The following is a 22948-nucleotide window of genomic DNA, read 5'->3' on the forward strand; positions in this document are numbered from 1 at the left end:
CTTTAATAATGATGCAGTCATTACAGAATTATTTTCTGGTTGCAATGCCGACGCTCAACGACTCGGTGTTTGAGCGTTCGCTGATTTATATCTGTGAACACAACGAAAAAGGGGCAATGGGCATTATGCTGAATGTCCCGCTTGATCTGGATGTTTGTCAGTTACTGACGCAGATGAAGCTGGAAAATACCTCTTTTTCACTGAGCGGAAAACCGGTGTTGTCCGGCGGCCCGGTCAGCACGGATCGGGGGTTCGTCCTTCATACCCCCATGGATGGCTTTCATGCCTCAATGGCCCTGACTGACGAGCTCATGCTGACCACATCGCTGGATATTCTGTCTACGCTGGGTACCTCTGCCGAACCCAAGCAGTATCTGATTGCGCTGGGTTACGCCGGCTGGGAGAAAGGGCAACTGGAGCAGGAGTTACTCGACAACACCTGGCTGACGATCCCCGCCTCTTCCGGGATTATTTTCAATACGCCGGTGGAAGATCGCTGGCTTGCTGCCAGTCAATCGGTGGGCATTGATATCTGGCAGGTTGCACCAGTGGCGGGACATGCATGAAAGAACCGGGTAATCGTTCATTAATGGGTTTCGATTTCGGAACCCGTAGTATTGGTGTTGCCACCGGTCAGGAAATAACCGGTACCGCCTCGCCGCTGACTTCGCTGAAAGCCAATGATGGCATTCCGGACTGGGCTCAAATCGAGAAGATCCTGAAAGAGTGGCAACCCGATCTGCTCATTGTCGGCTTGCCGCTGAATATGGATGGCACCGAGCAGGAGATGACGCAGCGCGCACGCAAATTCGGTCAACGTCTGCATGGTCGTTTCGGTTTTCAAGTGGAATTCAAAGACGAACGTCTGACCACAACGGATGCCAAAGCCCGCTTGTTTGAACACGGCGGCTACCGGGCTTTAGGAAAAAGCAGGGTGGACGCGGTGTCGGCTCAGCTGATTCTGGAAAGCTGGATGGAATCGCACTACGGTTGATGCTCAACGTGATTTATAAATCCGGGCTAGTGTTGCTGCAGATGAACTCTGTTACAATTCAGCCCTCTCAAACCAGCCTATCTCCTCAGAAGGGAACTCTATGAGTCTTGCAGATAAAGTTCTTGCGGTAAACGATAACCTCCCGATCCGCACTGATAAACCTGTACATTCCGGTAAAGTCCGCAGTGTGTACTGGCTGACAGCCGAAGACAGCGCGCGTCTGATCCGTGAAAAAGGTTATGACGTTCCTGCTGATACACCACTGGCTATCATGGTGATTAGTGACCGCATCTCTGCTTTCGATTGCATATGGCACGGCGAAGATGGTCTGAACGGTGTACCGGGTAAAGGTGCCGCGCTGAACGCCATTTCCAGCCATTGGTTCAAGTTGTTTAAAGAAAAAGGTCTGGCTGACAGCCACATTCTGGATATTCCGCATCCGTTTGTCTGGATCGTGCAGAAAGCCCGTCCGGTCATGGTTGAAGCGATTGCCCGCCAGTACATTACCGGTTCTATGTGGCGTTCTTACAGCAAGGGTGAACGCGAATTCTGCGGTATTACCCTGCCGGAAGGTCTGAAAAAAGAACAAAAACTGCCGGAAATTCTGATCACTCCATCGACCAAAGGCATTATGCGTGGTCTGGATGGCGTACCGGAAGCCGATGACGTCAACGTATCGCGTGCGGATCTGGAACGTCACTACAAAGCGTTCAACTTCCTGAGCCTGTCTGACATCGATCAGTATGAAAAACTGCTGAAAGAAGGCTTCAACGTGATCAGTGACGCGCTGGCTGAACTGGATGAAATCTTTGTTGATACCAAATTCGAGTTTGGTTACGTCAAGGATGCCGCCGGTAATGACAAGATGATCTACATGGATGAAGTTGGCACACCAGACAGTTCCCGTATCTGGGAAGGTGCGGCTTACCGTGAAGGCAAAATCATCGAGCAGTCCAAAGAAGGTTTCCGTCAGTGGTTGCTGAACAACTTCCCTGATCCGGACATTCTGCTGAACAAAGATCGTATGCCGGAACGTGCTGCGTTGGCGCGTGACAATGCGCTGCCGGTAGAAGTGATGATGGATATCTCCCGTACCTACGTAGGTATTGCCGAGAAGATCGTGGGTCACAAGCTGGACTTAAGTGCGAATCCGAAACAGGAAATCATCGATATCCTGCGTGAACAATATCAGCTGATTGCTGACTAAGCCAAAAGACAGGGAGCTGATGCTCCCTGTTTTATTTGTACCCTGCCCTTCGCCATCCTCTTCCGGTCGTATCTGACCATCCGATAAAAAACCGCTATATTCATAGATACTAATAAATAGTTTCTCTGCCCGGCAGTTGACCGTCCGGAACCCACGCACGGGAGAATAGCGATGATTCTGATTAAGGCGGACCGACTTTCCAAAAGCTACCGCACCGGCGAAGTCGAAAGCATAGCATTGAAAAATATCTCTTTTTCCGTTCAGTCCGGAGCTTTTGCCGCGATTGTCGGTCCTTCTGGCAGCGGTAAATCCACGTTGCTGAATCTTATCGGTTGTCTGGATCATCCTGACCAAGGCTCTTTGCTGGTGTGTGACACCAACGTCACATCGCTTTCACGCACAGAAGCCGCTGATTTCAGGGGTAAAAATATCGGCTTTATCTTTCAGGATTTTAATCTCATCCCGGTGCTGACAGTGTTTGAGAATGTCGAATATCCCTTGCTGATGGTACGCAACTGGCCTGCGGCAAAACGACGGGAACGGGTGCTGCAGATGCTGGAAGCGGTCGGTATGCGGGAACAGGCGGATAAAAAACCGGACCAGATATCAGGGGGCCAGAAACAGCGGGTCGCGGTGGCCCGGGCATTGGTCGGTGAACCAAGGCTGGTGCTGGCGGATGAACCGACGGCTAACCTGGACCATGACACAGCCTACCGTATCCTCACGCTGATGAAACAGATGCGGGATAACTTCGGCACGACCTTTCTCTTTTCCACGCACGATCCCAAGATCATGCAGGAAGCAGAACAGACCTTCATGCTGGAAGATGGGCATCTGACGACAACCGGAGGTGCTCAATGATCGCACTACTGAAACTCGCAGCCCGTAATCTGCTGCGTTACCGCCGGCGGACACTGCTGACAGCCATTCTGATTGCCGTCGGTGTGGTTGCTTTGCTGCTGTTTGTCGCCACCGCCGGTTCATTCAAGCAGGTCATGGTCGGCGGGATTACCGACAGCATGCTCGGACATCTGCAGATCCATCACAAGGGATATACCGCTTCTATCGACAATCTGCCGCTGAATCTCGATTTAAAACCAACCGCTATCAGGAAGGTCGAAACGCTGCTGCAATCGGAACCTGCCATTGCCAGCTATTCTGAGCGGGTGAAACTGGGGGCCATGTTCAGTAATTTTAACGAAAGCACCAGTATCCGTCTGAATGGTATCGATCCTGTTGCCGAGGATAAAACGGTACCCGCGTTACGCCAGCGCATCAGCGAAGGCGATCCGAAAGGCTTACTGGTTGAACCGGGTCAGATCCTGATCCCTGATCTGCTGGCCAAAGGCATGAAAGTGAAAACCGGCGATTCGGTGGTTCTGGTCGCAACCAATGCATCCGGTTCGGTGAACGGTAAAACGTTCATTGTCCGTGGTGTGCTGGAAGCGGTTACCGGCCCCGGTGGTCGTGATGGTTACATTCATATCAGCGATGCGCGGGAACTGCTGCGACTGGAGCAGCCGGATATCATGGAGATCGCGCTCCGTTTGCACAACCTGGACCAATTACCTTCTGTCATGACGAAACTGAGTGTTCAGCTGGATGAGATCCGCAATAAGGATAATAAACCGGTCACCGAACTACATAGCTGGAAGGAGCTGTCGCCGTTTGCCAACATCGTGAAAATGATCGACATGATGACGCTGTTTATCCGCATCATGCTGATTGCCATTGTACTTGTCAGCGTACTGAACGTCATGCTGATGGCGGTTTATGAGCGTATTCGCGAGATCGGCACACTGGCCGCCATCGGCACACAGCCGAATACCATCATGGGGATGTTTATCTGTGAAGGCTTACTGTTAGGTCTGGTTGGCGCTCTAGCTGGGATCCTGCTCAGTCTCGCCTGTCTGGCACTGCTGCAGGCCATGCCGCCGACGTTTGCTTTCGGGCGGGAAATCATCACTCTGCATCCAACGGTTTCCCTGGCTGATCTGGGCTGGGTATTACTGGCTTCGGTTCTGGTTTCCGTTCTGGCCAGTTTCCAGCCTGCGTGGCGTGCTTCACGCATGGACCCTATCAAAGCGCTGCATCACGTCTGAACAGGAGATTCATATGCGTTTACTGCATTACATACTGACCGGATGTTTATTCTTGCTGCCATCCGCTGCCATGGCGCTGGACGGCAAGACGATCCTGCAAAAGGTCGACCGGAATCTGGAACCCGAATCTTACGAGTCATACCGCAAACTGATTAATATCGAACCGGATGCCAGCCGCAAAGAGTTTGTGATCTACTCGGTTAAAAGCGGTCGCGACAAGATTGTGACACTGTTTCTTTCCCCTGCCAGTGATAAAGGCCGCACCACATTACGTCAGGGAGAAAATATGTGGCTGTATATCCCGAATGTCGGCAAACCGATCCGCATCACCAGCCTGCAATCCGTCACTGGCGGTGTCTTCAACAATGCCGATATCATGCGGGTAGACTATACCGAAGAGTACGATGTCACCACGATCAGCGAACAGGGCGACACGTATCTGTTAACCCTGAAAGCGAAAAATACCAGTGTCGCTTATGACCAGTTGAAAATGACGGTCGATAAGACATTACTGCTGCCGCGGGAAATCGAAGCCTACGCCAGCAGCGGTATGCTGATTAAAACGCTGCATTTCAGGGATCTGAAAGACTTCGGTGACGGTATCAAACGGCCAGCGACCATTGAAACAGATAGTCCGTTATATAAAGGTTACCGCTCCGTCATGCTCTATTCCGGGCTGAAAAAACGTGAAGTGCCGGCAGAAGTCTTTACGCTGGGATATATGCCACGCATTGAGGAATTGCGTCAATGAAAGCGGTGATTGCCGCACTCCCCGTGCTGCTGGCGATGTTCCCTTCGGATGTACCGGCCGAAGATTTTTCTTTCGATGCCAGTGAGTACGAGAAGAAAACATTTGAGTTCAGTGGGTATGCAGAGGCCAAACAGGAAGCGCTGGATCTGCAGCCGGAACGGGCGGCTTATACGCTGAACTATCCGGATGAACCGCCGCGCGACTGGTTGTATCGCAGTACGGGTACGCTGGATCTGGCCGGCACACTCAATCTGACCAACACTATAGTCAATCTTCATGGTCAGGCCTTCTATGCGCAGGATGCTTTCGCCAGCAGCCATGACTACGACAAGATCATGGATGGCGGCATCCGCTGGAGCCCCGCTTCTGATTTCTCTATGGATATGGGAAAACGGGTACAACGCTGGGGTAAAGGCTATGCGTGGAATCCGGTGGGCTTTATCGAGCGGCCGAAAGATCCGTCCGATCCGCAAACGGTGCGTGAAGGCTTCAATATGCTCAGTCTGGACTGGACGAAAACAGGAGAAGGTGTCATCCGCACGATGACATTCACTCCCGTGATCGTCCCGACCTATGACGAACTTAACCCGGATTTTGGCAGTGAGGAATATCTCAATCCGGCGGCAAAACTCTATCTGCTGGCCTGGGATACGGATATTGACCTGATGTGGCTTGGCGAAGGCGCCCGTCCGCAAAGTATCGGATTCGACTTTTCACGCAATATCACCACCAATCTGGAAGTACACGGTGAATGGGCGCATCAGTATGGTGTGACGCAGAATTATCTGCAGCCCTCCGGCGGCATGATGTCGCAGAACAGAAATACCGACAGCTACTTGCTGGGAATCCGCTATCTGACCGAACGCGAGGTTACCTGGATTGCCGAGTATTATCACAACGGCCGGGGATACACCGCATCTGAACTTGATACCTATTACCGCTTGCTGGATACCGCTACGGCGCCTGATGCCACACCAGCACAGTCAGCGAAAGCCCGGCAATTGCAGCAATCCGGCTATGGCAAGGCCAATACCGGCGAGAACTATCTCTACTTGCGAGCCAGTATCAGTGAACCGTTCAATTGGCTGTATACCACGCCGGCAGTGACCCTGATCAGCCATCTGGATGACAACAGTTTTCAGATAACACCGGAAATCAGCTATACCGGTTTGCCGGATACGGAAATACGGGCCCGGGCAATGATTTTCACCCGGGAACAGCGTACCGAGTTTGGCGAGAAACTTTCCCGTTTCCGGTTCGAGATTTATGCCCGGTATTACTTCTGATGACGTATCAGGCAGCCGGAGAAAGAGATCGCCGTTGTTCCTTGAGCCAGTCAGTAAACGCCTTTAAACGGGGCCGTTGCGCATTTTCTTCCGGATAAAAAAGCTCATAATTCCGACCGGCAGGAACCACCGGACCACACGGGCTGACCAGCTGACCCGATTCCAGCAGCTGTTTGATTAAAACATGCCGTCCCATCAGGACTCCCATCCCGTTGAGTGCTGCCTGCAAAGCCAGAGCGTAATTGTTAAAGCCATAATACCGTCCTTCCAAAGGCAGGTTTGTGTTGCTGGCGTCACACCATATCCGCCATTCCGCGAACAGGTTCTGCACATCGGTAGATTCCGAGGCATGTAAAAAACAGGCTTCGGATAACCGCACCGGATTTTCTGCCAGACCGAGCTGTGCGGCATAGGCCGGCGTACACACGGGTAATAATTGTTCTTCGAACAAGAGCTCGCGGTATAAACCCGGATAATGCGTGGCACCATAATAGATCGCCAGATCGATCTGTTCCTCGTCAAAATTTACGAGACCCGCCCTGACCCGTAGCATCACATTCAGACTCGGCCAGCGTTGCTGAAAATCCGGCAGCCGTGGCATGAGCCATAACTGGCCTAATATCGGCGCAATACCCAGCGTCAGCGTACCGCGAAGGTCGTTGTCGCGGATGTCTTCGATCTCATCATCAATCCGGCGCAATGATTTGGCGAGTGTGCGCAACAACCGGCTGCCATCCTCCGTCAAAACCAGTTTTCGCGTCATTCGCAGAAAAAGCCGGAAGCCCAGCTGCTTTTCCAGTTGCTGGATCCGGTGACTGATGGCACTTGGCGTGAGACAAAGTTCATCGGCGGCCAGCTTAAAGCTGAGATGCCGGGCTGCCACCTCGAAAGTACTGAGCAGGGTCAATTTGTTTTGCAGCATCAACTGAACATCCCATCACTTATAGGTGAAAATGATTCATCTATATCACTATATATTTCGTTTGTTGGCCTGTAAAACCGACGTTTAAAATATCCCACATACGCCATAGCGTAGTCACTCAATACCGACTGGGTTCATACAACACGCAACATGAAGGATTGTAACTATGTCTTATAAATTACCGGATCATTTCCTGTGGGGTGGCGCGGTTGCCGCGCATCAGGTGGAAGGCGGCTATAATCTGGGCGGCAAAGGACTCAGTATTTGTGACGTACTCTCTGGCGGTTCGGTTGATCGGGATCGCGTCATCACCGATGGTATCGACCAGAACCAGTATTATCCTAATCACGAAGCTACTGATTTTTATCATCATTTTAAAGAAGACATCGCCCTCTTCGCTGAAATGGGTTTTAAATGTTTCCGTACCTCGATTGCCTGGACGCGCATCTTCCCGAATGGTGATGAACAGACGCCGAATGAAGAAGGGTTAAAGTTTTACGATGACCTCTTCGACGAGCTTTTGAAATATAACATTGAGCCTGTCATTACCCTTTCTCATTTCGAGATGCCTTATCATCTGGTCAAGGAATATGGCGGCTGGGCCGATCGCAGAGTCATTGATTTCTTTGTTCATTATTCTGAAATCGTCATGCAGCGGTATAAAAGCAAAGTGAAATACTGGATGACCTTTAATGAAATCAATAACCAGGCAAAATATGCTTACCCGCTATTTGGTTATTGCTGTTCAGGTGTCGTATTCAATGATTATGAACGTCCTGAAGAAATGATGTATCAGGTGGTGCATCATCAGCTGGTTGCCAGTGCCAAAGTCGTGAAACTGGGTCATGCCATTAACCCTGATTTTAAAATCGGTTGCATGATTGGCTTCATCCCCTACTACCCGTTCTCCTGCCATCCGGACGATATGATGTACGCCGTCGAGAAGATGCATAAGCATTTTGTCTTCAGCGATGTGCATATGCGCGGGGAATACCCGTCCTATGCGCTGAAAGAGTGGGAACGCAAAGGTTACAACATCAAAATGGAGCCGGAAGATGCGCGTATCCTGAAGGAAGGCTGCACGGATTATCTGGGTTTCAGTTATTACATGACCAACACCGTCAAGGCTGACGATCAGGGCACCAATACCGGTCTGACATCAGGCAGTGTCACCAACCCACATATCAAAGCATCGGACTGGGGCTGGCCCATTGATCCGGTCGGATTGCGTTACGCGCTGAACGTGCTTTATGAACGTTATCAGAAACCTTTGTTTATCGTTGAAAATGGCTTTGGCGCTTACGATAACGTTGAAGCCAACGGTGAGATCAATGACGACTACCGTATTGGTTACCTGCAAGCTCATATTGAACAGATGGCCAAAGCCGTGGCAGTCGATGGCGTCGATCTGATCGGCTATACCCCGTGGGGCTGTCTGGACTGTGTGTCGTTTACCACCGGTGAATACCGCAAGCGTTATGGCTTTATCTATGTCGATAAGCATGACGATGGTACGGGCACCATGGCACGAAGCCGGAAGAAAAGTTTCTATTGGTATCAGCAAGTCATCCGGAATAATGGCGGCGTTTGATAATTCGCTAACTTATTGATATATTTGCCGCACGTCCTCATAGCTCAGCAGGATAGAGCATGCGCCTCCTAAGCGTAAGATCCAGGTTCGAGTCCTGGTGGGGACGCCAGAACAAAGCTCGCCAGATGGCGAGCTTTTGTTTATCCGGGATCAGAGCGCGGTATATCCTCCATCCACTGTCACCGCAGCACCGGTGACAAAACTGGCTTCATCCGATGCAAGAAACAGCATGGTGTAGGCCACTTCATCCGGTTGTCCGACCCGGCCCATCGGGTGTTTAGCGGACATCATTTCCAGATAACCTTCGTGCTGATCCATGATCGCTTTTACCAACGGGGTCAGAATCGTGCCGGGGTGCACCGAGTTAACCCGGATATTATCGGGCGCGTAGGTCACCGCATCCTGCCGGGTCATCAGCGTTACGGCTCCTTTCGCCGCATGATATGGGCTCAAATCGCCCTTGGAACCAATCAAGCCATAAATGGATGACACGTTAACGATGCTGCCCTTGCCGAGTGTTCTCATGTAAGGAATGACATGTTTGGTACAGAAGAACACGCCTTTGACGTCTACGGCAAACACGGCATCCCACTCGGCTTCTGTTGCTTCATGGGTCGACTTGTCGGCCCCGGTAATACCAGCGTTGTTGATAAGAATATCGATTTTGCCAAAGGTCCTGGCCACATCCGCAAAGGTGGCCTCTACCTCGACTTCTTTTGATACGTTTAGCGGCCAGAATTTAGCCTTTCCTCCCACCGCTTCAATCTGACGGATGGTTTCCAGAGCATCGGCTTCTTTTGTATCAATCACAGCGACTGCCGCGCCCTCTTTGGCGAACAGAATGGCCGTAGCCTGACCGATGCCGTTTCCAGCGCCTGTCACAATGGCAACTTTGTTTTCCAAACGATTCATGACGTTCTCCTTACAAAGCGAAATACACCCAAAACAAGCCATACCAGCATTGCGGCAAAGCTTATTGCGATACCTGCACGTTCCTCCGGTAATGGCTGCAATGTCAGTGTTACTTCATGCTGACCGGCAGGAACCGGAAATTGAATTAATCCCGTCTCTGATGGTTTTATCCATAACGGCGTAGCCGGACTATCCATAAACCCTGACCAGCCCGGGTAATAAAAATGGTGCAACGTCAGCTGGCTATCAGCCACCGCATTCACGGTTAAAACCAGTGCGCGCGGCTGCCATGTTTTAATCTGCCAGCTGGTTTCAGCCTGATCACTTTTCACTTGTGGTGTGCCGGCGGCAAAAGCTTCAATTTTATTCAGAGAGAATCGGTTTGCCGGCACCCAGGATGGACGATATTCCAGTGGACTCCGGCTGATTGCCAAATATTTTGTGACGTCTTCAGCCCGCATGCGGTTTATAAATATCGGTCTGAACCCATATACCAGTTCACTGCCCAGTAACACGCCCAACAGCAAAAGCCATATCACGATGGGTTTCCGGCCATGCAGGAGAAACTGAATGTCCCGGTGTTCAGACACTGCCAGCGCAAACACCGTGACCGCCCCCAGCGTCAGTACGGTATTAAACCGCCAGGGAAACTGAACTTTCTGCAAGATCGGGATCACCTCCCAGACAAACCGACTGACAGGCATCGTCATTAAAAAGGATAAAAACACGATAACCAGCCAGTAGTTGAGTTCGCGGCGGATAGCAAGATGTGTTTGCATACGGCTGAATAGCCATGCGCCATAGGCTAATGAGCTTAGCAGGATCGTAATAAAAGTCAGATAACGCCAGAGAATTGTACTGTGGCCATACCCCGGTCCGGTCAGCAGAAAATTATTGGTATAGTGATACATCCCGGCAAACATATTTTTCATGTTGACGTATTCCTGCGTGGTTATCGCAGGCAGCCAGTAAATGGCAGACAGGCCAAAAGCCAGCACAATGGCGACAAGATGATGCGCAAATACAATCTTCCGCTGTGTTTTATCCGGGATAAATAGAAAATGTCCGACAAAGACAGGCATAAAGATAATTAACGTCGGCAGATGCGTTAATATCAACAAAGATAAACTGAGCGCAAGCCATAATATCGACGATATTTTTCCGTCATTAATTCTTAAACTCAGCAACAGAATTAATGGCATCCAGACAAATGCCCATAATTCCGCGAAAGCAAAACGTATATAAAAATCCACCACCAGATGATAAGGCAATGCCATATAGACAATGGCAAGAATCAGTGCAAATTTAGCGCTGGTGAATTCTTTCAGCCAGAAATAAGCCGTTATTCCGGAGGCGATTAACGCCAGCGTGGCAGAAAATATCAAAGCTAAAGAATCAGGACTCTCTCCCGGCAATAACAGCGAAAACACACTTGTAATGTAATACGGCAAGGGCGCGTAAAAGAAAAATATCGGACTGCCAAAACCGGCATTCATCTGCGGCATCCAGCGGGGGTAGATTTCCCCCTGCCAAAGTTGCTCTGAGAAATGATGACTGAACATGACGTGGAAGAAAAAATCGTGTCCGGCCAACGCACTGTTAACAAAGGCCGGGATCGCAAACAATAAACCAGCGACAGCTATCAGCAGGAAATGAAACCTGTACGGTGATTTTTCCTGAATCATAGGCATTTCTGAATACCTCTCCGAACAGATTCAATTTTGGTTATATCACATGCATCCCTATCTAGTTTAGTTGTTCCGGAAAGAAATTCCGTATTAATTATTCGTGACACACTTCACATTCACTTCTGTATAACATGCTGAATTGATTATTTTTTTGTGATTTTCATCTTTAAATTCAGGGCTGATATAGATGATTTCTATATCTCTGCGATAAAAAAGCATTTCAGCATTAATTTGATGATCATTAGCATGCAGGAGATCCCGTCAATAACAAGAGGAACCCTCATGGATGCAAAAACAGTAGCGCAGAATATTTTTGAAGCGTTAGGTGGTAATGACAACATTATTTCGCTGGTCTACTGTGCCACACGTTTGCGATTTGTACTCAGTGATGATTCTATTGTCGATGAGCATAAACTTGCTCAAATCAGCGAAGTCACCGGCACCTTCCGCACGGGTGGTCAGTATCAGATTATTCTGGGAATGGGAACAGTAAAAGCAGTGCATGATGAACTGCTACCATTACTGGAACAATCTCAGGAAAATACCGGATCTGACACTCTTAATCCCGTCCAGCGGGCAGTAAAAGCACTGTCTGGTCTGGTTGGTAAAGACTAATAAAGCAGCCGGGAATACTTTATATTCCCGGCCATTTCAGAAAAGAATATTAAAAAATCAGATGCCGGTTCTTTTCCAGGCTCTGATGAATAAGTTCCAGCACATCCTGAATATGCGGATCGTCCTGCCGTTCCCTGATCAGATAGATACCAATAGTGCCTCTCGTGTATTCTTCCGTCAGCGTCAGACTCACCAGATTATATTGTTTAAAATAACCTTCCATTGAGCCGGGAAACGGTAGCAACCCGTTGGAAGAGCAAGCCATATCAATACAGGTTGTAATGGAGTTACTCCGGTACAGGATCTTGTCGGTCAGATGGAGTTGTGTCCGCTCCAGTTTTTTCGGCTGAAGATCTTCCACCACATGTGCGTGACGCACTTCGTCCGGCGTAATTTCAATCGTCGGATAGTCCAGCAGGTCCTGCTTATTGCATGCCCGGATTGTCAGCGGATGCCCTTCCCGGACAAAGACCTTGTCTCTGGAAATAAACAGCGGAAGAAATAATACCCCTGCCCGCTTGTTCAGCCCCGGGATTTCATGACCAATAAACAGATCAATATCACCACTCAGCAACAAGTCCATCTGCCGCAGGTGATTTCCGATATCGATATGAATATTGGCGGCAGGATGGATCTGACGGTATATCGTGATCATATCGCGCAGAAACAGATACCACCACGCATGTCCGGAGCCGATTTTCAATTCCCGTTCATGCCGCTCTTTCAGCATTTCCATTTTGGTCAGCGTGTTGTCATAGATACGCTGCATGATACGGGTCTGGTCACGCAAAACTTCCCCGAATTCGGTCAGCTTCATTCCGTTCGATGTGCGGATAAACAGCTGAACATCCAGTGATTCTTCCAGCTTCTTCATGTTGTGCGTCAAGGTGGGCTGGCTAAGACACAGCTTTTTCGCTGCATGACTCACATTTTGTAAAGTAGCGACTTCGAGGAATTGCTGCAAAATCTTATCCATGATCACTCTCTGGCTTACTGATATAGATAAATTCTATATCACGGCAAAAATAAAGCATTTCTTTTTCATCTCGTCCCTCTCTAACATCGCTCTCGTTCAAGCATCATAACGTTTGGCTGGCTATGCTTTATGGATGATTTCCCGGCCAAACTAACTAATAAAGATGACGAGAGGTTACTATGAAAAAACACACCCTGGGTCTTATCGCTACGTTGGTCGCCGGCGCACTGAATACCGCGCATGCCGATACGCTGAAAATGGAATGCGCCAGCACCAGTACCGGTAAATCCTATTGTGATTACATCAAAGCCCGCTTTGAAAAAGAAACTCCGCATAAACTGGAATTCGTGCAGTTACCTCCGGCATCTGATGAAAAACTGGGTTTGTTCCAGCAAATCTTCGCAGCAAAAGACAGTAAAGCGGTTGATGTGTTCCAGGCAGATACAGTGTGGCTGGGTGTGCTGGATAAACACCTGCTGGACCTGACCGATCATGTCAAAGATCTGCAGCCGCAATTCTTCCAGTCAGCCTGGAACAACGACGTCGTCAACGGCAAGGTGAAAGCGCTCCCAGCATTCCTGGATGCGGGCGCCATGTACTACCGTAAGGATCTGCTGGAAAAATACGGTGAACAGCCACCGAAAACCTGGGAAGAGCTGACTCGTATCGCAGATAAAATCCAGAAAGGCGAACGTGAAGCCGGCAACAAAAACTTCTGGGGTTTTGTGTTCCAGGGTAAAGCGTATGAAGGCATGACCTGTGATGCGCTGGAATGGGTTGCGTCCTATAACGGCGGCACTTTCGTTGATAAAGACGGCAAGATCACCGTCAACAATCCGCAAGCGGCCAAGGCGCTGGATACCGCAGCAGGCTGGATCGGCACGATTTCACCGAAAGGCGTACTGGGCTACATGGAAGAGGAATCCCGCGCTGTATTCCAGAACGGTGATGCCGCGTTCATGCGTAACTGGCCTTACGCATATGTGCTGGCACAGGATCCAACCAGTCCGGTGAAAGACAAGATTGGCGTTATCCCGGTACCGAAAGGTGGCGAAGATGGCCAGCATGCGGCGACTTTGGGCGGCTGGCAATGGGCCGTCAGTGCCTATAGTGAAAACCCTGAAGCGGCGGTTCAGCTGATCCGTATCCTGACCGATGCCGAATCTCAGAAAATGCAGTTCAAAACCGTGGGTGTCGCACCATCCCGTCTGGATGTCTATGAAGATCCGGAAGTGAAAGCTGCGGCGCCTTATCTGGCCGAATTCAAGGAAGTATTCGCCACGGCAGTTCCCCGCCCTGCAGTTGAAACCAAATCGCAGTTCCCGAAAGTCTCTAAAGCAGTCTTCAACGCAGCCTATGACGTCCTGAGTGGCCGCTCTACAGGTGAAAAAGCGGTTGCCGATCTGGAAGCCAAACTCAAACGCATCAAAGGTAAAGAGTGGAAGTAAGCATGATGGTGCTGCCCTGACACGGGGCAGCGCCGCTGTTCAGCTATCTTGCCACAAGGAGTAAACGTTGATGAACCACCATTCTGAGTCATTGCCTTCCAAAGAAAGTTCTTCGAAGGCAAATCTACAAAACGAAGTCATTTCCCGGAAAAACAAACGTAGCCTGCAACAACGCCGCAGCCGCGCCGCCTGGATCCTGGTTGCACCGGCGCTGATCCTGCTGGCCTCGGTTGCCGGATGGCCATTATTACGCACCCTGTTTTACAGCTTCACCGATGCCGCGTTGGATACACCGGAAGAGTACAACCTGGTGGGATTTGATAACTATCTGTCCTGGGCTGACGGTGAAAGTTTCGGGGTTCTGGCCGATCCGCTGTGGTGGAAAGCGGTCATGAACACCCTCTGGTTTACCGGGGTTTCGGTCTCTTTTGAATTGTTCTTCGGCATGCTGCTGGCATTACTGATGAACCAGAAATTTCGGGGGCAGGGTCTGGTGCGGGCCGCCATTCTGGTGCCTTGGGCCATTCCGACCATTGTGACCGCGAAAATGTGGGGCTGGATGTTCCATGACCAATACGGTGTCATCAATGATCTGCTGTCCCGCCTCGGTCTCATCAATGAACCACTGGCCTGGATCGCAGAACCGACGCTATCCATGTGGGCCGTCGTGTTCGCCGATGTCTGGAAAACCGTTCCGTTCATGGCACTGATGTTACTGGCTGCCTTGCAGATGATCTCGGCCGATCTCTATGAAGCCGCCCGTGTCGATGGCGCCACTGCCTGGCAGCGTTTCACCCGCATCACCCTGCCGCTCATCATGCCAGCCATGATTGTGGCGCTGATTTTCCGAATCATGGATGCGCTGCGTGTGTTTGACCTGATTTATGTGCTCACATCGAACAGTGAAGCCACGATCTCCATTTCCGGTTATGCCCGCGAACAGATGGTTTCCTATCAGGAAATGGGTTCCGGTTCTGCCGCCTCGGTACTGGTATTCATGATGGTTGCCGGTATTGCCGCCTGCTTCCTCTACATCGGTCGTATGAATGATGACGGCAAGGAGAATAAATAATGAAGTTAACTCGTCGCCAACGCCACATTACTCACCAGACGCTGATTTACGCAGCAGCTGCCCTGGTCAGTGTGATCTGTGTGTTCCCGTTCTATAACGCGATTCTGACATCGCTGCGCACCGGCCAGGAGCTGTTCCTGACCAACTATCTGCCGACTTCGTTCCACTGGGAGAACTATATCAATGCGCTGATGGTCAACGGGGTCGCCCGCAGTCTGTTTAACTCGTTCATCGTGGCCACCGTGACCGTTGGTATCTGCCTGCTGGTTTCCATCACTGCCGCCTTTGCGCTGGCTCGTATCAAGTTCAGAGGCCGCAAATACATTCTGTTCACCATCCTGTGCGTTTCCATGTTCCCGCAGGTGGCTGTACTGTCTGGCATGTTTGAACTGGTTCGTTTCCTCGGTCTGTATGACTCGCTGGGCGCGCTGATCCTGTCCTACACCACCTTCTCGCTGCCATTCACCGTCTGGGTACTGACGACCTTCATGAAGTCGCTGCCGGTGGAACTGGAAGAAGCCGCCATCGTGGACGGTGCCAGCCTGTGGGTCATCATCAGCCGGATCTTCGCGCCAATCATGGGGCCATCGCTGGTCACTACCGGTCTGCTGGCGTTCATCGGTGCCTGGAACGAGTTCATGTTCGCCCTGACATTCATCATCTCCAACGAGCAACGTACCGTGCCGGTCGCTATCGGCATGCTGCAGGGTGCCTCTCAGTTTGAACTGCCGTGGGGCAACATCATGGCCGCCTCGGTTGTGGTCACGCTGCCAATCATTGTGATGGTACTGATATTCCAGAAACGCATCGTCAGCGGTCTGACCAGCGGTGCGGTGAAAGGTTAATTAACAACGTTAGTGATTCGATTCCGGCGTTCCCTGTGCGGGGACGCCCACAGAACAGGATGTACAGCTATGTCTCAGTTAAGATTAGAGAAATTAAACAAACGGTACAGCGAACACGCCCAGGTGATCAAATCCCTGGATCTGCAGGTCAACAGCGGCGAGTTCATCGTGATCGTTGGCCCGTCAGGCTGCGGTAAATCGACCCTGCTGCGCATGATTGCCGGCCTGGAAGATATCTCCGCCGGCAGCATGTACATCGATGGTACTTATGTGAACGACGATACCCCTTCTGAACGCGGTATCGGTATGGTATTCCAGTCTTATGCGCTTTATCCGCACATGAGCGTGTATCAGAACATGGCGTTCGGTCTGGAACTGGCCGGCAAATCCAAAGAAGAGATCGACGCCAAGGTCCAGAACAGCGCCCGTATTCTGCAACTGGAACCGCTGCTGCAGCGTCGTCCGAAAGATCTGTCCGGTGGTCAGCGTCAGCGTGTGGCGATTGGCCGTGCGATTGCCCGCGAACCCAAACTGTTCCTGTTCGATGAGCCCCTGTCCAACCTGGATGCGGCGCTGCGCGTACAGATGCGCATGGAGATCGCCAACCTGCATAAACGTCTGGGTTCCACCATCATCTACGTGACCCACGATCAGGTGGAAGCGATGACGCTGGCTGACCGCATTGTGGTGCTGAACAAAGGCAACATCGAGCAGGTCGGCACGCCGTTAGAGCTGTATGACCATCCGGCCAATGAATTCGTCGCGCAGTTTATCGGTTCCCCAAAAATGAACCTGATCCCGGCCAGCCTGATCAAGGCCGGCGCCACAGAAAGCGTGGTGCGTCTGGATAACGGCAAACAACTGGTTCTGCCGATCTGTACCCCAAGCAATGCCGAAGGTCAGAGCGTCAACCTGGGCATCCGTCCGGAACATATCCTGTGGGGCGATGTTGGCGAATCACAATACCAGGCTAACGTCATGTTCGTTGAACACATGGGCAACGAAACTTACCTCTACCTCGACAACGGCAACGCCAGTGAGCCATGGGTCGTGCGTAATGCGGAACGTTCTCCGATCTCTGCAGGTCAGACTGTCGGCGTGCAGTTACCGGCCGAACATTGCTACCTGTTTGACGGTGACGGCAATGCCTTCCAGCGTCTTATCCGGAAACAAAACACGCATTAACCGATTGTACTGACGGCTACAGAGATAGCCGTCAGATCTGGTTTCCATAACAAATCTGAAAGGCCAAGTACGATGGAAAGTAACGTATTAACTAAAAAATGGTGGCATGACGCGGTGGTCTATCAGATCTACCCGCGCAGCTTCTGTGATGCCAACAACGACGGTATGGGTGATATCGCCGGTATCATCAGCAAACTCGACTATCTGCAACAGCTGGGTATCAACATCATCTGGTTATCGCCGGTGTATAAGTCCCCGATGGACGATAACGGCTATGACATCTCCGATTATCAGGATATCGCCGCTGAATTCGGCACCCTGGCAGAGATGGAAAATCTGATTGCTGAAGCCAAAAAACGCGACATCCGGATCGTGATGGATCTGGTGGTAAACCATACCTCTGATGAACATCCGTGGTTTATCGAAGCGAAGAAATCCAAGGATAATCCTTACCGCGACTATTACATCTGGCGCCAGCCACAGGCAGATGGTTCAGTGCCTAACGACTTCCACTCCTACTTCGGTGGCAGCGGCTGGGAATTTGATGCGGCGACCGGCGAATACTACTTCCACCAGTTTTCCAAACGTCAGCCTGATCTGAACTGGGAAAATCCGAAAGTGCAGGAAGAAGTGCACAAGATGATGAACTGGTGGCTGGATAAAGGCATCGGCGGCTTCCGCATGGACGTGATCGATCTGATCGGTAAAGAGGTCGATAAAAAAGTCATGGCCAACGGCGCCAATCTGCATCCGTTATTGCAGGCCATGAACAAGGCGACGTTCGGTGATCGTGACGTGCTGACCGTCGGTGAAGCCTGGAGCGCCACCCCGGAGATTGCCAAGCTGTATTCCAATCCGGCCCGGGACGAACTGTCGATGGTATTCCAGTTTGAACATATCACCATCGGCTGGCATCCGCAGAATGGCAAATGGGAACCGCAACCTTTTGATCTGATCAAGCTGAAAAAGGTCTTCACCAAATGGCAGACCGAACTCTCCGACAGTGGCTGGAACTCGCTGTTCTGGGATAACCACGATCTGCCGCGTGCTGTCTCCAAATATGGCGATCCGGGCAAATACCGGGTGGAATCGGCCAAGATGCTGGCCACCGCTCTCCACTTCCTGAAAGGCACGCCTTATATCTATCAGGGGGAAGAGATCGGCATGACCAACGTACGGTTCGATTCCATCGATGACTATCAGGATATCGAATCGCTGAATCTGTATTACGAACGTACAGCAGCCGGTGTTCCGCATGAACAGATGATGGAAGGTATCTATGAAAACGGCCGGGATAACGCCCGCACACCGATGCAGTGGAACAGCGACGTTAATGCCGGTTTCAGCACTGCCAGACCATGGCTTAAAGTGAATCCGAATTACACCGGGATCAATGTACAGGCCGCTCTCAACGATCCGGATTCGGTATTCTTCCACTATCAGAAACTGATCAAGCTGCGTAAAGAATTGCCGATCATGACCTATGGCCAATACATTCCGCTGCTGGACGATCATCCGGATGTCTTTGCCTATCTGCGAGCTCAGGATGACCAGCGCATACTGGTTATCAATAACTTCAGCGCGAAAAAAATAGCATTGCCATTACCGGCTGAAATTCAGGGCATCCAAGGGAAATGCCTGATCAGTAACTACCAGCCACATCAGGATCTGGCAGAAACAATCACCCTGCAACCTTATGAGTCGTTTGCTATTGCCTATACGCAACCAGCAGCATAAACCAAGCAGTAAAGGATTAAGTTATGAGCAAGAAAGTCACTCAGCGCTGGTGGAAAGAAGCGGTCGCGTATCAGATTTATCCGCGCAGCTTTATGGATTCTGACGGCGATGGTATCGGTGATCTGAACGGGATCACCGCCAAGCTGGATTACCTGAAAAACCTGGGTATTGATGTCATCTGGATTTGTCCGATGTACAAATCGCCGAACGACGATAACGGCTACGACATCAGCGATTATCAGGACATCATGGATGAATTCGGCACGATGGCAGACTTCGATCGCCTGCTGAAAGAAGTGCATGATCGCGGTATGCGCCTGATCCTGGATTTGGTGGTCAACCATACCAGTGACGAACATCCGTGGTTCCTGGAATCCCGCGCATCAAAAGACAATCCGAAACGCGACTGGTATATCTGGCGCGACGGTAAAAATGGCAAAGAGCCGAATAACTGGGAAAGTATCTTCAAAGGCTCGGCCTGGAAAAAGGACGAGGCCACCGAGCAATACTTTCTGCACCTGTTTTCCAGCCGTCAGCCGGATCTGAACTGGGATAACATGGATGTCCGCAAAGCGGTTTACGACATGATCCACTGGTGGCTGGACAAGGGTATCGACGGCTTCCGTATTGATGCCATCAGCCATATGAAAAAAGAAGATGGTCTGGCCGATATGCCCAATCCGGATGGTCTGGAATATGTCCCCTCTTTCGACAAGCACCTGAATGCAGACGGTGTGCTGGATTATCTGGACGACATGTGCCGCAACACGTTCGCTCATTACGACATCATGACGGTGGGCGAAGCTAACGGCGTGTCAGCACTGCAGGCGGATGAGTGGGTGGCGGAACGCAATAACCGTCTCAACATGATCTTCCAGTTCGAACACGTCAAACTCTGGGAAGGCGATCCGACCAGCCCGCTGGATCTGTGCGCACTGAAGAAAATCTTCACCCGCTGGCAACAGACCCTGCACGGGGTTGGCTGGAATGCGCTGTATGTGGAAAACCACGACATCCCGCGTGTTATCTCGAAATGGGGTAATACCGATCGCTACTGGCGCGAAAGTGCCACCGCGATCGCAGCGATGTATTTCCTGATGCAGGGCACGCCATTCATCTATCAGGGCCAGGAAATCGGCATGACCAACACCCGATTCACCTCGATTGATGATTTCGATGATGTCTGGTCAAAAAACCGCTATTACAGCATGAAGAAAGACGGCATGACCGAAGAGGCGATCCTCGGCTGGTTATCGCTGACATCGCGTGATAACGCCCGCACGCCAATGCAATGGAACGCAACGGCCAATGCTGGTTTCACGAGCGGCAAGCCATGGCTGAAAGTGAATCCGAACTACACCAGCATTAACGTGCAGCAACAGCAGGAACAGCCGGACTCCGTGCTGAACTTTTACCGTCAGATGATTCGCCTGCGCAAAGCGGAACCGGTGCTGGTGTATGGCAACTATGCACAGCTGATGGAAGAAGATCCGCAGATCTACGCCTATACCCGGACTCTGGACGATCAGAAGGTGGTCATCATCTGCAATATGAGCGATCACGATGCGCTGTATCATCAGGATGAGATCACGCTCCATCATGATCACCTGTGGCTGAATAACTATCCGGTATTGCCGCATTCCGTGACGAATCGCGTATTGCTGCAACCTTACGAAATCCGCGTTTACCGGATCAGTTAAATCCCGAAAAACAAAAAGCCGCTCAGTTGAGCGGCTTTTTTATGTCATCACAATGATCAGTGCTGCAGGATCTGGCTCAGGAACAGACGGCCACGCTCCGATTGCGGATTATTGAAGAACTCTTCCGGCGTCCCCTCTTCCACGATCTGACCTTTGTCCATGAAAATCACCCGGTCGGCCACTTTACGCGCAAAACCCATTTCATGCGTTACACACAGCATGGTCATGCCTTCTTTTGCCAGCTCAATCATGACATCCAGCACTTCACTGACCATTTCAGGATCCAGCGCTGATGTTGGCTCATCGAACAGCATGATTTCCGGGTTCATGCACAGACTGCGGGCAATCGCCACTCGCTGCTGCTGACCACCGGAGAGCTGTCCCGGATATTTCAGCGCCTGATCCGGAATATGTACACGTTCCAGATATTTCATGGCGATGGCTTCCGCTTCCTTACGCGGGATCTTGCGTACCCACATCGGCGCCAGACAGCAGTTTTCCAGCACGGTCAGGTGCGGGAACAGGTTGAAATGCTGGAACACCATGCCGACATCACGACGCACATGCTCAATATTTTTCAGATCATTGGTCAGCGGCGTACCCTTAACAATGATGTCGCCCTGCTGATGTTCTTCCAGCCGGTTGATGCAGCGGATCATGGTGGATTTGCCAGAGCCTGACGGACCACAAACTACAATCTTTTCGCCTTTTTTAACACGCAGACAAACGTTTTTGAGAACATGGAACTCGCCGTACCATTTATTCACATCATTCATTTCAACTACGATTTCATTTTTGTCGATGCTCATCAACATGTCCTCAGCGCTTATGACCTGTATGCAGCAGTTTCTCTAGATACATAGAGTAACGAGACATACCAAAACAGAAAACCCAGAATACCAAAGCAACAAACGTATACGCTTCAGTAGAAAAACCTAACCATGCCGGATCTGACAAACCGGCTTTTGCCACTGCAAGCAGATCGAAGAGGCCAATGATAGTCACCAGACTGGTATCTTTAAACAGTTCGATAAAAGTATTTACCAGCGAAGGAATCGTCAGTTTTAATGCCTGCGGCATAATAATCAGACTCATCGACTTCCAGTAATTCAGACCCAGCGCATTAGCGGCCTCATACTGACCTTTCGGGATCGCCTGCAAGCCACCGCGAATTACTTCCGCAACATACGCTGACTCAAACAGAATGATGCCGATCATAGCACGCAGCAGTTTATCCATGGTCACTTCACCGGATAAAAAGAGCGGTAACATCACTGACGCCATGAAAAGGACGGTGATCAGCGGCACCGCACGCCAGAATTCGATAAATACGATACTCAGCGAGCGGATAATCGGCATTTCTGAACGACGGCCCAGCGCCAGCAGAATACCGATTGGCAGTGCAGCAACTGTTCCCACAATCCCCAGCAACAGCGTCAGCATCAGGCCGCCCCATTTGTGGGTTTCAACCAGCTCAAGACCGAATGCGCCGCCATGAAGAAGGTAGAACACAACAAACGGATAAATCACAAAGAAGACGCCCGTCAAAACCGATTTATAAGGCGTTTTCGGATAAAGCAGTGCCGCAACCTGAATCGCCGTCAGCGCATAAACCAGATTCACCCGCCAGTATTCGCTTTCCGGATAAAAACCATAGATAAACAGGTTCAGACGATTCGTCACAAACACCCAGCAGGCCCCGCCTGAAACACATTGATCCCGGCTATCCCCTATCCAGTCTGATTTGATGAGGGCCCATTCAAGCAGACTCCATAGCTGAGGAACCAGTACATACAGCAGCGCCAGCGTAATGATGCTGTTGATCCAGTTGGAAAACAGATTTTTATGCAACCACCCGGCAATGCTGGTCTGACTCGCCGGCGCAGGCATGACGGGCTGTTCGCGATATACAACCAT

At 50.8% G+C, this 22948-nt stretch carries 21 protein-coding genes and 1 tRNA gene; 16 read left to right on the forward strand and 6 right to left on the reverse strand.

The genetic code is table 11. The features are described 5' to 3' along the window. Window positions 1-11: 11 nt before the first annotated feature. The 7 genes from HNR75_RS08530 to HNR75_RS08560 all read left to right on the forward strand — a co-directional run bounded on the left by HNR75_RS08530 (window position 12) and on the right by HNR75_RS08560 (window position 6340). Window positions 12-566, forward strand: a complete 555-nt coding sequence (locus HNR75_RS08530) for a YqgE/AlgH family protein (RefSeq protein WP_188026668.1) — start codon at window positions 12-14, stop codon at window positions 564-566. Beyond that, window positions 563-994 (forward strand): Holliday junction resolvase RuvX, encoded by a 432-nt coding sequence (ruvX, locus tag HNR75_RS08535; RefSeq protein ID WP_188026554.1) that lies wholly within the window; start codon window positions 563-565, stop codon window positions 992-994. The genes HNR75_RS08530 and ruvX overlap by 4 nt, the downstream gene beginning before the upstream one ends. A 100-nt stretch (window positions 995-1094) precedes the next feature. After that, window positions 1095-2201, forward strand: a complete 1107-nt coding sequence (locus tag HNR75_RS08540; protein ID WP_188026555.1) for a phosphoribosylaminoimidazolesuccinocarboxamide synthase — start codon at window positions 1095-1097, stop codon at window positions 2199-2201. Between the two features lie 171 nt (window positions 2202-2372). Beyond that, a complete protein-coding gene (locus tag HNR75_RS08545; RefSeq protein ID WP_188026556.1) occupies window positions 2373-3062 on the forward strand; it encodes an ABC transporter ATP-binding protein in 690 nt (229 codons plus the stop codon). Beyond that, window positions 3059-4303: an ABC transporter permease gene (locus HNR75_RS08550; RefSeq protein WP_188026557.1), complete on the forward strand. Its 1245-nt coding sequence runs from the start codon at window positions 3059-3061 to the stop codon at window positions 4301-4303. Before HNR75_RS08545 ends, HNR75_RS08550 begins: the two co-directional genes overlap by 4 nt. 13 nt (window positions 4304-4316) lie before the next feature. Further along, window positions 4317-5054, forward strand: coding sequence for an outer membrane lipoprotein-sorting protein (locus tag HNR75_RS08555; protein WP_188026558.1), 738 nt, complete (start codon window positions 4317-4319; stop codon window positions 5052-5054). Continuing rightward, window positions 5051-6340: a hypothetical protein gene (locus HNR75_RS08560; RefSeq protein ID WP_188026559.1), complete on the forward strand. Its 1290-nt coding sequence runs from the start codon at window positions 5051-5053 to the stop codon at window positions 6338-6340. Before HNR75_RS08555 ends, HNR75_RS08560 begins: the two co-directional genes overlap by 4 nt. Window positions 6341-6347: 7 nt before the next feature. On the opposite strand, the gene HNR75_RS08565 is transcribed toward HNR75_RS08560, so the two are convergent. After that, the gene (locus HNR75_RS08565; protein WP_188026560.1) at window positions 6348-7262 is read right to left on the reverse strand and encodes a LysR substrate-binding domain-containing protein; all 915 of its coding nucleotides are present in this window, start codon (window positions 7260-7262) and stop codon (window positions 6348-6350) included. 166 nt (window positions 7263-7428) lie between these two features. Between HNR75_RS08565 and HNR75_RS08570 the strand changes: the two genes are divergently transcribed. Together HNR75_RS08570 and HNR75_RS08575 are read left to right on the forward strand one after the other, a co-directional pair. Further along, a complete protein-coding gene (locus HNR75_RS08570; protein WP_188026561.1) occupies window positions 7429-8853 on the forward strand; it encodes a 6-phospho-beta-glucosidase in 1425 nt (474 codons plus the stop codon). 33 nt (window positions 8854-8886) lie between these two features. Continuing rightward, window positions 8887-8962 (forward strand) — tRNA-Arg (locus HNR75_RS08575). Window positions 8963-9003: 41 nt separating this feature from the next. Here HNR75_RS08575 and HNR75_RS08580 read toward each other — a convergent pair. Together HNR75_RS08580 and HNR75_RS08585 are read right to left on the reverse strand one after the other, a co-directional pair. After that, on the reverse strand, window positions 9004-9765 hold the full coding sequence (locus HNR75_RS08580; protein WP_188026562.1) for an SDR family NAD(P)-dependent oxidoreductase: 762 nt from the start codon (window positions 9763-9765) through the stop codon (window positions 9004-9006). Beyond that, entirely contained in the window at window positions 9762-11456 is a 1695-nt protein-coding gene (locus HNR75_RS08585; protein WP_188026563.1) for a 6-pyruvoyl-tetrahydropterin synthase-related protein, read from the reverse strand. Before HNR75_RS08585 ends, HNR75_RS08580 begins: the two co-directional genes overlap by 4 nt. Before the next feature lie 279 nt (window positions 11457-11735). Here HNR75_RS08585 and HNR75_RS08590 point away from each other — a divergent pair, with 279 nt between their 5' ends. Then, a complete protein-coding gene (locus HNR75_RS08590; protein ID WP_188026564.1) occupies window positions 11736-12068 on the forward strand; it encodes a glucose PTS transporter subunit EIIB in 333 nt (110 codons plus the stop codon). Window positions 12069-12117: 49 nt separating this feature from the next. On the opposite strand, the gene HNR75_RS08595 is transcribed toward HNR75_RS08590, so the two are convergent. Continuing rightward, window positions 12118-13044 (reverse strand): LysR family transcriptional regulator, encoded by a 927-nt coding sequence (locus tag HNR75_RS08595; RefSeq protein WP_188026565.1) that lies wholly within the window; start codon window positions 13042-13044, stop codon window positions 12118-12120. A gap of 179 nt (window positions 13045-13223) precedes the next feature. Between HNR75_RS08595 and HNR75_RS08600 the strand changes: the two genes are divergently transcribed. The 6 genes from HNR75_RS08600 to HNR75_RS08625 all read left to right on the forward strand — a co-directional run bounded on the left by HNR75_RS08600 (window position 13224) and on the right by HNR75_RS08625 (window position 21031). After that, window positions 13224-14492 carry an ABC transporter substrate-binding protein gene (locus tag HNR75_RS08600; RefSeq protein ID WP_188026566.1) on the forward strand — a complete coding sequence of 423 codons (1269 nt, stop codon included), beginning with the start codon at window positions 13224-13226 and terminating at the stop codon, window positions 14490-14492. A 70-nt stretch (window positions 14493-14562) separates the two neighbouring features. Beyond that, entirely contained in the window at window positions 14563-15564 is a 1002-nt protein-coding gene (locus tag HNR75_RS08605; protein WP_188026567.1) for a carbohydrate ABC transporter permease, read from the forward strand. Then, window positions 15564-16409, forward strand: a complete 846-nt coding sequence (locus HNR75_RS08610) for a carbohydrate ABC transporter permease (protein WP_188026568.1) — start codon at window positions 15564-15566, stop codon at window positions 16407-16409. The genes HNR75_RS08605 and HNR75_RS08610 overlap by 1 nt, the downstream gene beginning before the upstream one ends. A 69-nt stretch (window positions 16410-16478) precedes the next feature. Further along, entirely contained in the window at window positions 16479-17594 is a 1116-nt protein-coding gene (locus HNR75_RS08615) for an ABC transporter ATP-binding protein (RefSeq protein WP_188026569.1), read from the forward strand. Window positions 17595-17666: 72 nt separating this feature from the next. After that, window positions 17667-19331: a glycoside hydrolase family 13 protein gene (locus HNR75_RS08620; RefSeq protein ID WP_188026570.1), complete on the forward strand. Its 1665-nt coding sequence runs from the start codon at window positions 17667-17669 to the stop codon at window positions 19329-19331. Window positions 19332-19354: 23 nt separating this feature from the next. Beyond that, window positions 19355-21031, forward strand: coding sequence for a glycoside hydrolase family 13 protein (locus HNR75_RS08625; RefSeq protein ID WP_188026571.1), 1677 nt, complete (start codon window positions 19355-19357; stop codon window positions 21029-21031). 56 nt (window positions 21032-21087) lie between these two features. Here the strand turns inward: HNR75_RS08625 and HNR75_RS08630 are convergent, their stop codons facing one another. Together HNR75_RS08630 and HNR75_RS08635 are read right to left on the reverse strand one after the other, a co-directional pair. Continuing rightward, the gene (locus HNR75_RS08630; protein WP_188026572.1) at window positions 21088-21840 is read right to left on the reverse strand and encodes an amino acid ABC transporter ATP-binding protein; all 753 of its coding nucleotides are present in this window, start codon (window positions 21838-21840) and stop codon (window positions 21088-21090) included. Between the two features lie 10 nt (window positions 21841-21850). Beyond that, window positions 21851-22948, reverse strand: coding sequence for an amino acid ABC transporter permease (locus HNR75_RS08635; protein WP_188026573.1), 1098 nt, complete (start codon window positions 22946-22948; stop codon window positions 21851-21853).

The sequence above is a fragment of the Tolumonas osonensis genome, from assembly GCF_014202415.1.
GTDB lineage: Bacteria > Pseudomonadota > Gammaproteobacteria > Enterobacterales > Aeromonadaceae > Tolumonas > Tolumonas osonensis.

What these genes read in the sequence shown, in the direction of transcription:
- HNR75_RS08560 (WP_188026559.1), top strand. Translation starts at nt 5,051, where the DNA reads ATGAAAGCGGTGATTGCCGCACTCCCCGTGCTGCTGGCGATGTTCCCT.
- HNR75_RS08615 (WP_188026569.1), top strand. Translation starts at nt 16,479, where the DNA reads ATGTCTCAGTTAAGATTAGAGAAATTAAACAAACGGTACAGCGAACAC.
- HNR75_RS08540 (WP_188026555.1), top strand. Translation starts at nt 1,095, where the DNA reads ATGAGTCTTGCAGATAAAGTTCTTGCGGTAAACGATAACCTCCCGATC.
- HNR75_RS08545 (WP_188026556.1), top strand. Translation starts at nt 2,373, where the DNA reads ATGATTCTGATTAAGGCGGACCGACTTTCCAAAAGCTACCGCACCGGC.
- HNR75_RS08550 (WP_188026557.1), top strand. Translation starts at nt 3,059, where the DNA reads ATGATCGCACTACTGAAACTCGCAGCCCGTAATCTGCTGCGTTACCGC.
- HNR75_RS08605 (WP_188026567.1), top strand. Translation starts at nt 14,563, where the DNA reads ATGAACCACCATTCTGAGTCATTGCCTTCCAAAGAAAGTTCTTCGAAG.
- HNR75_RS08585 (WP_188026563.1), bottom strand. Translation starts at nt 11,456, where the DNA reads ATGCCTATGATTCAGGAAAAATCACCGTACAGGTTTCATTTCCTGCTG.
- HNR75_RS08570 (WP_188026561.1), top strand. Translation starts at nt 7,429, where the DNA reads ATGTCTTATAAATTACCGGATCATTTCCTGTGGGGTGGCGCGGTTGCC.
- ruvX (WP_188026554.1), top strand. Translation starts at nt 563, where the DNA reads ATGAAAGAACCGGGTAATCGTTCATTAATGGGTTTCGATTTCGGAACC.
- HNR75_RS08600 (WP_188026566.1), top strand. Translation starts at nt 13,224, where the DNA reads ATGAAAAAACACACCCTGGGTCTTATCGCTACGTTGGTCGCCGGCGCA.
- HNR75_RS08590 (WP_188026564.1), top strand. Translation starts at nt 11,736, where the DNA reads ATGGATGCAAAAACAGTAGCGCAGAATATTTTTGAAGCGTTAGGTGGT.
- HNR75_RS08595 (WP_188026565.1), bottom strand. Translation starts at nt 13,044, where the DNA reads ATGGATAAGATTTTGCAGCAATTCCTCGAAGTCGCTACTTTACAAAAT.
- HNR75_RS08610 (WP_188026568.1), top strand. Translation starts at nt 15,564, where the DNA reads ATGAAGTTAACTCGTCGCCAACGCCACATTACTCACCAGACGCTGATT.
- HNR75_RS08635 (WP_188026573.1), bottom strand. Translation starts at nt 22,948, where the DNA reads ATGGTTGTATATCGCGAACAGCCCGTCATGCCTGCGCCGGCGAGTCAG.
- HNR75_RS08565 (WP_188026560.1), bottom strand. Translation starts at nt 7,262, where the DNA reads ATGCTGCAAAACAAATTGACCCTGCTCAGTACTTTCGAGGTGGCAGCC.
- HNR75_RS08555 (WP_188026558.1), top strand. Translation starts at nt 4,317, where the DNA reads ATGCGTTTACTGCATTACATACTGACCGGATGTTTATTCTTGCTGCCA.
- HNR75_RS08580 (WP_188026562.1), bottom strand. Translation starts at nt 9,765, where the DNA reads ATGAATCGTTTGGAAAACAAAGTTGCCATTGTGACAGGCGCTGGAAAC.
- HNR75_RS08630 (WP_188026572.1), bottom strand. Translation starts at nt 21,840, where the DNA reads ATGAGCATCGACAAAAATGAAATCGTAGTTGAAATGAATGATGTGAAT.
- HNR75_RS08620 (WP_188026570.1), top strand. Translation starts at nt 17,667, where the DNA reads ATGGAAAGTAACGTATTAACTAAAAAATGGTGGCATGACGCGGTGGTC.
- HNR75_RS08530 (WP_188026668.1), top strand. Translation starts at nt 12, where the DNA reads ATGCAGTCATTACAGAATTATTTTCTGGTTGCAATGCCGACGCTCAAC.
- HNR75_RS08625 (WP_188026571.1), top strand. Translation starts at nt 19,355, where the DNA reads ATGAGCAAGAAAGTCACTCAGCGCTGGTGGAAAGAAGCGGTCGCGTAT.